1 protein-coding gene (cut by a window edge) is annotated in these 14,382 nt (G+C 38.0%); it reads right to left on the bottom strand.

Annotated elements, in window-relative coordinates:
• Positions 1–11: 11 nt before the first annotated feature.
• A protein-coding gene (locus AC5SLZ_RS01555) for a cadherin-like domain-containing protein (protein ID WP_494615879.1) crosses the window boundary here: on the bottom strand, positions 12–14,382 show its 3' end. 17,486 nt of this gene lie beyond the right edge of the window; the window shows 14,371 of its 31,857 coding nt (coding positions 17,487–31,857); the start codon falls outside the window, past its right edge — the gene reads right to left on this strand; the stop codon is at positions 12–14.

Below are 14,382 nucleotides of genomic sequence, written 5' to 3'. Positions count from 1 at the left end.
TTATAATTGAATTATAGTCTATTAATTATATTGCTACCATATTCTTCCCAGTTATCATGCTCTTTATTTAACTGGTCTTTAAAAGCAATAAATCTAGTATTTTCTATATCATCTAGATTTTGGGTAACCTCATCACCCCTAACATCAATTTCTAAATCACTAACAATAATCTTACCATCGCTTTCAACGATTAATTTAAATTCTAATTTATCTATATCATCTGGTAGATTTACACTAATTTCACCAGTTACTGGATCAAACTCAACCCAATCAGGTATAGCAGACCCATCTTTTAATACTAATTTTGTTTTTTCAAAATTACCAATTAAGGTTTCAGGTACTTTTGTTTCTAATACTTCTCCATTATTAATAGTTTGAAGTTGATAAACCTGATCTGATTTAATTGTTTCTATAATTTTTCTAATAGAGTCGGTATTATCAAAATTTGAATCTAAAGCTTTTATATTGTTATCAGAATTTTGTTTATCGTTTGCATTTAAGTTTTTTGTTTCTGTTTGATTAACATCTCCACTTTCATTTGTATTTACAATATTTACATTTCCGTTCTGATCAACTGATAGGGAAGCGTTTTGTTTTTTTGCTTTTTTGAAAAGACTTTTGTCTTCTTTAATTTCTTTTGGATCTATACTGACACTTATTTCTTTTTTATTATTTTGTTTGTCTGTTGCTATAATTATAAAATCTACTAACTCAACTCCTTCTGGAATTTCTGTTATTGTTTTTCCAGTTTTCGGATCTACTGTAATCCAATCTGGTAATTTTGATCCATCAGGCATAACAGCTTCATATTTTACAATTTCATTTCCTAACTCAGCTGATACTTTAAATTGTAAATTTAATTGGCCATTTTTTTGTTTGGCTTGAACTTTATCTAATGAGCCATCAGTTGTTTTAAGTGATCCTGTTTGTGCTATAAGATCAACTAGTTTAATTCCCTCATTAAAACTTATTTTATTTAAATTACTTAAATTATCTAAGGCACTTGCTGATTTCTCGAATGATTTTGCTGAAGTTGGAATTTTTTCTAGTCTAATAGTACTTGGTTGGTTCACTCTATCTTTTGATATTTGTTTTTTAATTTGTTTTTGTTCTTTTTTGGTTAATTCATTTACAACATTGTCTCTTTGAACTGTTAATTCAATCATGGCTGTTGAAGTTGAATTTCCATCTGACACCGTATAATAAAATTTTTCAGTAACTGATTGTCCTGGTTCTAGTAATTCTTTAATGTTGCTTACTGCTACAAATGTATAAGATCCATCTGCATTAATTGTCATTTGACCATAATTTGAATCAAATGCTGTTCCAACAGTTTTAGCTGTACCAACGTTTGGATTTCTTCCTTTTCCACAAGCAACTATTGTCAAACTATCGTCAGGATCAATATCGTTAGTTGTTGCATTACCAGTTAAGGTCAAGGACTCTGAAATATTTAAACTAATATTATCTTTGACCGCGTTAGGATCGTCTTCAACCCCATTGATAGTAATAGTTAGTATTCCAGTATCTGTTCCACCATTTCCATCTGAAACAGTGTAGACAAATTTTTCTTCAGCACTTTCGCCTGTATCTAAGGTATCGGCTGCGTCTTGGTTTGCTTTATAATTGTAGGCACCATTAGAATTCACCGTTAATTGACCATAAATTCCTGTAATTGTTGTGCTTGAACCACTTGAAACTGTGGTATTTGAACCATTTAAAGGTTTAATTAAAGTAACACTTAAACTGTCACTTTCAGTGTCGCTATCATCATTTAATAAATCGTCCTCATTAGCTCTTACTCTTACATTGCTATCTTCGGTTACAGAACTAGCATCATCAGTTGCTACAGGCGCGTCATTTACTGCTGTAACATTTACAGTCATGGTAGTTGCTGAACTATAAACGGTTCCGTCGCTTACTTGATAACCAAATGTAGTATAAGAACTTCCATTTTCATTAGCATCAGGTCTAAATCTTAAGTATCCATTAGTAATATCCGATGCATTAATTTCTTGGTTTTGTGTAACTGCTACCCAAGCAGTTCCATTATAATATTCAAGATTTCCATTTGTCTCTAATGTTGTAATTTTTACTTTATTTAAACTTCCACTTGCATCTGGATCTGAAAAGTTAAAATCATTCACAGTTAATGTATAATTTTCGTCTTCATTTGTTGTAATAGTTCCACCTGTTGAAGTTGGTGTGTCATTAACACCTGTAACTCTTACAGTAATGGTTGCAGTGTCCGTTCCACCATTTCCATCAGATATAGTATAAGTAAACACATCTGAAACCTGATCATTTAAATCTAATGCATCAGAAACATCTTGATCAGCAACGTAAGCATAAGTTCCGTTTGCTCCAATGGTTAATGTTCCATAAGTTCCAACAATAGATTGTCCATTTGAATAAGTGGTGTTTGCTGTAACGCTTTCTGTGTTTCCATTTGTATGAACAATATTTGTAATTATTAATGTATCACTTTCAGTGTCTGTATCATTGTCATCGATTACCCCACTTGATGCACTAGATACAGTTGTGGTTGCATCTTCATTAACACTTGCAGTATCATTAGTTGCGGTTGGCGCGTCATTAACAGAAGTAACATTTACTGTAATTGTATTAGGAGTTGCGCTGTCTGTATCGCCGTCATTTACTGTAAAATTAAAAGTAGTATAAGGAGATCCGTTTTCACTTGCATCAGGATTTAATCTTAAGTATCCACTTGTAATATCGGATGAAGTAATAACCTGATTTAAAGTTACATCTACCCAAGCGCTACCATTATAATATTGTAAAGCCCCATTAGTCTCTAGAGTTGTAATTTTTATACTTACTAATGCATCATCATCATCTGCATCTGTGTAACCAAAGTCAGAAGTTGAAAATACATAAGGGTTATCTTCAGCTGTTGTAACTGTATCATCGTTTGCAACTGGCGCATCGTTTTGACCATTTACAGTAATTGTAATTGTAGAAGAGGTTGTAGTTGTTCCATCAGAAACGGTAAAAGTAAATACATCTGTTCCACTTTCACTATCGTCTAAAGCGTTAGCTGTTGATTGATTGGCAACATAAGAGTAAGTACCATCACTGTCTAAAGTTAATTGACCGTAATAACCAGTAACTGCAGATCCAACAGATGCACTGTTAGGGCTGCTGATTGTAATAGAGCTTCCACCATTTGCAGTTGCACTTGTTTGGCTAACAGTTCCTGAAACAGTTAGGCTGTCTCCATCAACGTCGCTATCATCAGATAGAACGGTACCTTGACTATTAGTAGTTTCTATAACCGTTCCACCTTCGGTAACACTGTCCGTATCATTTACTACTGTTGGCGCATCGTTTTGACCTGAAGCATTAACAGTAATTGTTGCAGTGTCTGTTGTTGTGCCATCACTTACTGTGTATGTAAATGTTTCACTAAGAACATTATCCCCTGGTTTCCAAGCTATAACATCTGAATTAGTAGTATCAACTGTGTATGTGTAAGATCCATTAGAGTTTAGAGTGAAAGTTCCATAAGTTCCAGTAACTGCAGATCCAACTGATCCCCCTGCAATTGCACTAACTGTTAAACTATCTCCATCTGGATCCGTGTCACTTGAAGTTATAACATTTCCAGTTGCTGGAGTTCCAACAGTAACATTGATTGTATCATCGTTTGCAACTGGCGCATCGTTTTGACCATTTACAGTAATTGTAATTGTAGAAGAGGTTGTAGTTGTTCCATCAGAAACGGTAAAAGTAAATACATCTGTTCCACTTTCACTATCGTCTAAAGCGTTAGCTGTTGATTGATTGGCAACATAAGAGTAAGTACCATCACTGTCTAAAGTTAATTGACCGTAATAACCAGTAACTGCAGATCCAACAGATGCACTGTTAGGGCTGCTGATTGTAATAGAGCTTCCACCATTTGCAGTTGCACTTGTTTGGCTAACAGTTCCTGAAACAGTTAGGCTGTCTCCATCAACGTCGCTATCATCAGATAGAACGGTACCTTGACTATTAGTAGTTTCTATAACCGTTCCACCTTCGGTAACACTGTCCGTATCATTTACTACTGTTGGCGCATCGTTTTGACCATTTACAGTAATTGTAATTGTAGAAGAGGTTGTAGTTGTTCCATCAGAAACGGTAAAAGTAAATACATCTGTTCCACTTTCACTATCGTCTAAAGCGTTAGCTGTTGATTGATTGGCAACATATGAATAAGTACCATCACTGTCTAAAGTTAATTGACCGTAATAACCAGTAACTGCAGATCCAACAGATGCACTGTTAGGGCTGCTGATTGTAATAGAGCTTCCACCATTTGCAGTTGCACTTGTTTGGCTAACAGTTCCTGAAACAGTTAGGCTGTCTCCATCAACGTCGCTATCATCAGATAGAACGGTACCAGCACTGTTTGTAGTTTCTATAACTGTTCCACCTTCTGTAACACTGTCCGTATCATTTACTACTGTTGGCGCATCGTTTTGACCTGAAGCATTAACAGTAATTGTTGCAGTGTCTGTTGTTGTGCCATCACTTGCTGTGTATGTAAATGTTTCACTAAGAACATTATCCCCTGGTTTCCAAGCTATAACATCTGAATTAGTAGTATCAACTGTGTATGTGTAAGATCCATTAGAGTTTAGAGTGAAAGTTCCATAAGTTCCAGTAACTGCAGATCCAACTGATCCCCCTGCAATTGCACTAACTGTTAAACTATCTCCATCTGGATCCGTGTCACTTGAAGTTATAACATTTCCAGTTGCTGGAGTTCCAACAGTAACATTGATTGTATCATCGTTTGCAACTGGCGCATCGTTTTGACCTGAAGCATTAACAGTAATTGTTGCAGTGTCTGTTGTTGTGCCATCACTTACTGTGTATGTAAATGTTTCACTAAGAACATTATCCCCTGGTTTCCAAGCTATAACATCTGAATTAGTAGTATCAACTGTGTATGTGTAAGATCCATTAGAGTTTAGAGTGAAAGTTCCATAAGTTCCAGTAACTGCAGATCCAACTGATCCCCCTGCAATTGCACTAACTGTTAAACTATCTCCATCTGGATCCGTGTCACTTGAAGTTATAACATTTCCAGTTGCTGGAGTTCCAACAGTAACATTGATTGTATCATCGTTTGCAACTGGCGCATCGTTTTGACCTGAAGCATTAACAGTAATTGTTGCAGTGTCTGTTGTTGTGCCATCACTTGCTGTGTATGTAAATGTTTCACTAAGAACATTATCCCCTGGTTTCCAAGCTATAACATCTGAATTAGTAGTATCAACTGTGTATGTGTAAGATCCATTAGAGTTTAGAGTGAAAGTTCCATAAGTTCCAGTAACTGCAGATCCAACTGATCCCCCTGCAATTGCACTAACTGTTAAACTATCTCCATCTGGATCCGTGTCACTTGAAGTTATAACATTTCCAGTTGCTGGAGTTCCAACAGTAACATTGATTGTATCATCGTTTGCAACTGGCGCATCGTTTTGACCATTTACAGTAATTGTAATTGTAGAAGAGGTTGTAGTTGTTCCATCAGAAACGGTAAAAGTAAATACATCTGTTCCACTTTCACTATCGTCTAAAGCGTTAGCTGTTGATTGATTGGCAACATAAGAGTAAGTACCATCACTGTCTAAAGTTAATTGACCGTAATAACCAGTAACTGCAGATCCAACAGATGCACTGTTAGGGCTGCTGATTGTAATAGAGCTTCCACCATTTGCAGTTGCACTTGTTTGGCTAACAGTTCCTGAAACAGTTAGGCTGTCTCCATCAACGTCGCTATCATCAGATAGAACGGTACCTTGACTATTAGTAGTTTCTATAACCGTTCCACCTTCGGTAACACTGTCCGTATCATTTACTACTGTTGGCGCATCGTTTTGACCATTTACAGTAATTGTAATTGTAGAAGAGGTTGTAGTTGTTCCATCAGAAACGGTAAAAGTAAATACATCTGTTCCACTTTCACTATCGTCTAAAGCGTTAGCTGTTGATTGATTGGCAACATAAGAGTAAGTACCATCACTGTCTAAAGTTAATTGACCGTAATAACCAGTAACTGCAGATCCAACAGATGCACTGTTAGGGCTGCTGATTGTAATAGAGCTTCCACCATTTGCAGTTGCACTTGTTTGGCTAACAGTTCCTGAAACAGTTAGGCTGTCTCCATCAACGTCGCTATCATCAGATAGAACGGTACCTTGACTATTAGTAGTTTCTATAACCGTTCCACCTTCGGTAACACTGTCCGTATCATTTACTACTGTTGGCGCATCGTTTTGACCATTTACAGTAATTGTAATTGTAGAAGAGGTTGTAGTTGTTCCATCAGAAACGGTAAAAGTAAATACATCTGTTCCACTTTCACTATCGTCTAAAGCGTTAGCTGTTGATTGATTGGCAACATATGAATAAGTACCATCACTGTCTAAAGTTAATTGACCGTAATAACCAGTAACTGCAGATCCAACAGATGCACTGTTAGGGCTGCTGATTGTAATAGAGCTTCCACCATTTGCAGTTGCACTTGTTTGGCTAACAGTTCCTGAAACAGTTAGGCTGTCTCCATCAACGTCGCTATCATCAGATAGAACGGTACCAGCACTGTTTGTAGTTTCTATAACTGTTCCACCTTCTGTAACACTGTCCGTATCATTTACTACTGTTGGCGCATCGTTTTGACCTGAAGCATTAACAGTAATTGTTGCAGTGTCTGTTGTTGTGCCATCACTTGCTGTGTATGTAAATGTTTCACTAAGAACATTATCCCCTGGTTTCCAAGCTATAACATCTGAATTAGTAGTATCAACTGTGTATGTGTAAGATCCATTAGAGTTTAGAGTGAAAGTTCCATAAGTTCCAGTAACTGCAGATCCAACTGATCCCCCTGCAATTGCACTAACTGTTAAACTATCTCCATCTGGATCCGTGTCACTTGAAGTTATAACATTTCCAGTTGCTGGAGTTCCAACAGTAACATTGATTGTATCATCGTTTGCAACTGGCGCATCGTTTTGACCTGAAGCATTAACAGTAATTGTTGCAGTGTCTGTTGTTGTGCCATCACTTACTGTGTATGTAAATGTTTCACTAAGAACATTATCCCCTGGTTTCCAAGCTATAACATCTGAATTAGTAGTATCAACTGTGTATGTGTAAGATCCATTAGAGTTTAGAGTGAAAGTTCCATAAGTTCCAGTAACTGCAGATCCAACTGATCCCCCTGCAATTGCACTAACTGTTAAACTATCTCCATCTGGATCCGTGTCACTTGAAGTTATAACATTTCCAGTTGCTGGAGTTCCAACAGTAACATTGATTGTATCATCGTTTGCAACTGGCGCATCGTTTTGACCTGAAGCATTAACAGTAATTGTTGCAGTGTCTGTTGTTGTGCCATCACTTACTGTGTATGTAAATGTTTCACTAAGAACATTATCCCCTGGTTTCCAAGCTATAACATCTGAATTAGTAGTATCAACTGTGTATGTGTAAGATCCATTAGAGTTTAGAGTGAAAGTTCCATAAGTTCCAGTAACTGCAGATCCAACTGATCCCCCTGCAATTGCACTAACTGTTAAACTATCTCCATCTGGATCCGTGTCACTTGAAGTTATAACATTTCCAGTTGCTGGAGTTCCAACAGTAACATTGATTGTATCATCGTTTGCAACTGGCGCATCGTTTTGACCATTTACAGTAATTGTAATTGTAGAAGAGGTTGTAGTTGTTCCATCAGAAACGGTAAAAGTAAATACATCTGTTCCACTTTCACTATCGTCTAAAGCGTTAGCTGTTGATTGATTGGCAACATAAGAGTAAGTACCATCACTGTCTAAAGTTAATTGACCGTAATAACCAGTAACTGCAGATCCAACAGATGCACTGTTAGGGCTGCTGATTGTAATAGAGCTTCCACCATTTGCAGTTGCACTTGTTTGGCTAACAGTTCCTGAAACAGTTAGGCTGTCTCCATCAACGTCGCTATCATCAGATAGAACGGTACCTTGACTATTAGTAGTTTCTATAACCGTTCCACCTTCGGTAACACTGTCCGTATCATTTACTACTGTTGGCGCATCGTTTTGACCATTTACAGTAATTGTAATTGTAGAAGAGGTTGTAGTTGTTCCATCAGAAACGGTAAAAGTAAATACATCTGTTCCACTTTCACTATCGTCTAAAGCGTTAGCTGTTGATTGATTGGCAACATATGAATAAGTACCATCACTGTCTAAAGTTAATTGACCGTAATAACCAGTAACTGCAGATCCAACAGATGCACTGTTAGGGCTGCTGATTGTAATAGAGCTTCCACCATTTGCAGTTGCACTTGTTTGGCTAACAGTTCCTGAAACAGTTAGGCTGTCTCCATCAACGTCGCTATCATCAGATAGAACGGTACCAGCACTGTTTGTAGTTTCTATAACTGTTCCACCTTCTGTAACACTGTCCGTATCATTTACTACTGTTGGCGCATCGTTTTGACCTGAAGCATTAACAGTAATTGTTGCAGTGTCTGTTGTTGTGCCATCACTTGCTGTGTATGTAAATGTTTCACTAAGAACATTATCCCCTGGTTTCCAAGCTATAACATCTGAATTAGTAGTATCAACTGTGTATGTGTAAGATCCATTAGAGTTTAGAGTGAAAGTTCCATAAGTTCCAGTAACTGCAGATCCAACTGATCCCCCTGCAATTGCACTAACTGTTAAACTATCTCCATCTGGATCCGTGTCACTTGAAGTTATAACATTTCCAGTTGCTGGAGTTCCAACAGTAACATTGATTGTATCATCGTTTGCAACTGGCGCATCGTTTTGACCTGAAGCATTAACAGTAATTGTTGCAGTGTCTGTTGTTGTGCCATCACTTACTGTGTATGTAAATGTTTCACTAAGAACATTATCCCCTGGTTTCCAAGCTATAACATCTGAATTAGTAGTATCAACTGTGTATGTGTAAGATCCATTAGAGTTTAGAGTGAAAGTTCCATAAGTTCCAGTAACTGCAGATCCAACTGATCCCCCTGCAATTGCACTAACTGTTAAACTATCTCCATCTGGATCCGTGTCACTTGAAGTTATAACATTTCCAGTTGCTGGAGTTCCAACAGTAACATTGATTGTATCATCGTTTGCAACTGGCGCATCGTTTTGACCTGAAGCATTAACAGTAATTGTTGCAGTGTCTGTTGTTGTGCCATCACTTGCTGTGTATGTAAATGTTTCACTAAGAACATTATCCCCTGGTTTCCAAGCTATAACATCTGAATTAGTAGTATCAACTGTGTATGTGTAAGATCCATTAGAGTTTAGAGTGAAAGTTCCATAAGTTCCAGTAACTGCAGATCCAACTGATCCCCCTGCAATTGCACTAACTGTTAAACTATCTCCATCTGGATCCGTGTCACTTGAAGTTATAACATTTCCAGTTGCTGGAGTTCCAACAGTAACATTGATTGTATCATCGTTTGCAACTGGCGCATCGTTTTGACCATTTACAGTAATTGTAATTGTAGAAGAGGTTGTAGTTGTTCCATCAGAAACGGTAAAAGTAAATACATCTGTTCCACTTTCACTATCGTCTAAAGCGTTAGCTGTTGATTGATTGGCAACATAAGAGTAAGTACCATCACTGTCTAAAGTTAATTGACCGTAATAACCAGTAACTGCAGATCCAACAGATGCACTGTTAGGGCTGCTGATTGTAATAGAGCTTCCACCATTTGCAGTTGCACTTGTTTGGCTAACAGTTCCTGAAACAGTTAGGCTGTCTCCATCAACGTCGCTATCATCAGATAGAACGGTACCTTGACTATTAGTAGTTTCTATAACCGTTCCACCTTCGGTAACACTGTCCGTATCATTTACTACTGTTGGCGCATCGTTTTGACCATTTACAGTAATTGTAATTGTAGAAGAGGTTGTAGTTGTTCCATCAGAAACGGTAAAAGTAAATACATCTGTTCCACTTTCACTATCGTCTAAAGCGTTAGCTGTTGATTGATTGGCAACATAAGAGTAAGTACCATCACTGTCTAAAGTTAATTGACCGTAATAACCAGTAACTGCAGATCCAACAGATGCACTGTTAGGGCTGCTGATTGTAATAGAGCTTCCACCATTTGCAGTTGCACTTGTTTGGCTAACAGTTCCTGAAACAGTTAGGCTGTCTCCATCAACGTCGCTATCATCAGATAGAACGGTACCTTGACTATTAGTAGTTTCTATAACCGTTCCACCTTCGGTAACACTGTCCGTATCATTTACTACTGTTGGCGCATCGTTTTGACCATTTACAGTAATTGTAATTGTAGAAGAGGTTGTAGTTGTTCCATCAGAAACGGTAAAAGTAAATACATCTGTTCCACTTTCACTATCGTCTAAAGCGTTAGCTGTTGATTGATTGGCAACATATGAATAAGTACCATCACTGTCTAAAGTTAATTGACCGTAATAACCAGTAACTGCAGATCCAACAGATGCACTGTTAGGGCTGCTGATTGTAATAGAGCTTCCACCATTTGCAGTTGCACTTGTTTGGCTAACAGTTCCTGAAACAGTTAGGCTGTCTCCATCAACGTCGCTATCATCAGATAGAACGGTACCAGCACTGTTTGTAGTTTCTATAACTGTTCCACCTTCTGTAACACTGTCCGTATCATTTACTACTGTTGGCGCATCGTTTTGACCTGAAGCATTAACAGTAATTGTTGCAGTGTCTGTTGTTGTGCCATCACTTGCTGTGTATGTAAATGTTTCACTAAGAACATTATCCCCTGGTTTCCAAGCTATAACATCTGAATTAGTAGTATCAACTGTGTATGTGTAAGATCCATTAGAGTTTAGAGTGAAAGTTCCATAAGTTCCAGTAACTGCAGATCCAACTGATCCCCCTGCAATTGCACTAACTGTTAAACTATCTCCATCTGGATCCGTGTCACTTGAAGTTATAACATTTCCAGTTGCTGGAGTTCCAACAGTAACATTGATTGTATCATCGTTTGCAACTGGCGCATCGTTTTGACCTGAAGCATTAACAGTAATTGTTGCAGTGTCTGTTGTTGTGCCATCACTTACTGTGTATGTAAATGTTTCACTAAGAACATTATCCCCTGGTTTCCAAGCTATAACATCTGAATTAGTAGTATCAACTGTGTATGTGTAAGATCCATTAGAGTTTAGAGTGAAAGTTCCATAAGTTCCAGTAACTGCAGATCCAACTGATCCCCCTGCAATTGCACTAACTGTTAAACTATCTCCATCTGGATCCGTGTCACTTGAAGTTATAACATTTCCAGTTGCTGGAGTTCCAACAGTAACATTGATTGTATCATCGTTTGCAACTGGCGCATCGTTTTGACCTGAAGCATTAACAGTAATTGTTGCAGTGTCTGTTGTTGTGCCATCACTTACTGTGTATGTAAATGTTTCACTAAGAACATTATCCCCTGGTTTCCAAGCTATAACATCTGAATTAGTAGTATCAACTGTGTATGTGTAAGATCCATTAGAGTTTAGAGTGAAAGTTCCATAAGTTCCAGTAACTGCAGATCCAACTGATCCCCCTGCAATTGCACTAACTGTTAAACTATCTCCATCTGGATCCGTGTCACTTGAAGTTATAACATTTCCAGTTGCTGGAGTTCCAACAGTAACATTGATTGTATCATCGTTTGCAACTGGCGCATCGTTTTGACCATTTACAGTAATTGTAATTGTAGAAGAGGTTGTAGTTGTTCCATCAGAAACGGTAAAAGTAAATACATCTGTTCCACTTTCACTATCGTCTAAAGCGTTAGCTGTTGATTGATTGGCAACATAAGAGTAAGTACCATCACTGTCTAAAGTTAATTGACCGTAATAACCAGTAACTGCAGATCCAACAGATGCACTGTTAGGGCTGCTGATTGTAATAGAGCTTCCACCATTTGCAGTTGCACTTGTTTGGCTAACAGTTCCTGAAACAGTTAGGCTGTCTCCATCAACGTCGCTATCATCAGATAGAACGGTACCTTGACTATTAGTAGTTTCTATAACCGTTCCACCTTCGGTAACACTGTCCGTATCATTTACTACTGTTGGCGCATCGTTTTGACCATTTACAGTAATTGTAATTGTAGAAGAGGTTGTAGTTGTTCCATCAGAAACGGTAAAAGTAAATACATCTGTTCCACTTTCACTATCGTCTAAAGCGTTAGCTGTTGATTGATTGGCAACATATGAATAAGTACCATCACTGTCTAAAGTTAATTGACCGTAATAACCAGTAACTGCAGATCCAACAGATGCACTGTTAGGGCTGCTGATTGTAATAGAGCTTCCACCATTTGCAGTTGCACTTGTTTGGCTAACAGTTCCTGAAACAGTTAGGCTGTCTCCATCAACGTCGCTATCATCAGATAGAACGGTACCAGCACTGTTTGTAGTTTCTATAACTGTTCCACCTTCTGTAACACTGTCCGTATCATTTACTACTGTTGGCGCATCGTTTTGACCTGAAGCATTAACAGTAATTGTTGCAGTGTCTGTTGTTGTGCCATCACTTGCTGTGTATGTAAATGTTTCACTAAGAACATTATCCCCTGGTTTCCAAGCTATAACATCTGAATTAGTAGTATCAACTGTGTATGTGTAAGATCCATTAGAGTTTAGAGTGAAAGTTCCATAAGTTCCAGTAACTGCAGATCCAACTGATCCCCCTGCAATTGCACTAACTGTTAAACTATCTCCATCTGGATCCGTGTCACTTGAAGTTATAACATTTCCAGTTGCTGGAGTTCCAACAGTAACATTGATTGTATCATCGTTTGCAACTGGCGCATCGTTTTGACCTGAAGCATTAACAGTAATTGTTGCAGTGTCTGTTGTTGTGCCATCACTTACTGTGTATGTAAATGTTTCACTAAGAACATTATCCCCTGGTTTCCAAGCTATAACATCTGAATTAGTAGTATCAACTGTGTATGTGTAAGATCCATTAGAGTTTAGAGTGAAAGTTCCATAAGTTCCAGTAACTGCAGATCCAACTGATCCCCCTGCAATTGCACTAACTGTTAAACTATCTCCATCTGGATCCGTGTCACTTGAAGTTATAACATTTCCAGTTGCTGGAGTTCCAACAGTAACATTGATTGTATCATCGTTTGCAACTGGCGCATCGTTTTGACCTGAAGCATTAACAGTAATTGTTGCAGTGTCTGTTGTTGTGCCATCACTTACTGTGTATGTAAATGTTTCACTAAGAACATTATCCCCTGGTTTCCAAGCTATAACATCTGAATTAGTAGTATCAACTGTGTATGTGTAAGATCCATTAGAGTTTAGAGTGAAAGTTCCATAAGTTCCAGTAACTGCAGATCCAACTGATCCCCCTGCAATTGCACTAACTGTTAAACTATCTCCATCTGGATCCGTGTCACTTGAAGTTATAACATTTCCAGTTGCTGGAGTTCCAACAGTAACATTGATTGTATCATCGTTTGCAACTGGCGCATCGTTTTGACCATTTACAGTAATTGTAATTGTAGAAGAGGTTGTAGTTGTTCCATCAGAAACGGTAAAAGTAAATACATCTGTTCCACTTTCACTATCGTCTAAAGCGTTAGCTGTTGATTGATTGGCAACATAAGAGTAAGTACCATCACTGTCTAAAGTTAATTGACCGTAATAACCAGTAACTGCAGATCCAACAGATGCACTGTTAGGGCTGCTGATTGTAATAGAGCTTCCACCATTTGCAGTTGCACTTGTTTGGCTAACAGTTCCTGAAACAGTTAGGCTGTCTCCATCAACGTCGCTATCATCAGATAGAACGGTACCTTGACTATTAGTAGTTTCTATAACCGTTCCACCTTCGGTAACACTGTCCGTATCATTTACTACTGTTGGCGCATCGTTTTGACCATTTACAGTAATTGTAATTGTAGAAGAGGTTGTAGTTGTTCCATCAGAAACGGTAAAAGTAAATACATCTGTTCCACTTTCACTATCGTCTAAAGCGTTAGCTGTTGATTGATTGGCAACATATGAATAAGTACCATCACTGTCTAAAGTTAATTGACCGTAATAACCAGTAACTGCAGATCCAACAGATGCACTGTTAGGGCTGCTGATTGTAATAGAGCTTCCACCATTTGCAGTTGCACTTGTTTGGCTAACAGTTCCTGAAACAGTTAGGCTGTCTCCATCAACATCACTATCATCAGATAGAACAGTACCAGCACTGTTTGTAGTTTCTATAACTGTTCCACCTTCTGTAACACTGTCCGTATCATTTACTACTGTTGGCGCATCGTTTTGACCTGTAATAGTAAATATTAATGTTGAAGTACTTGCATTAACATCGCCGTCATCTTTAATTTCATAA

The sequence above is a fragment of the Candidatus Pelagibacter sp. PS_06 genome (genome assembly GCF_059418045.1).
Note: the sequence above shows the minus strand (reverse complement) of the source record. Positions and strands in the feature narration are given on the sequence as shown.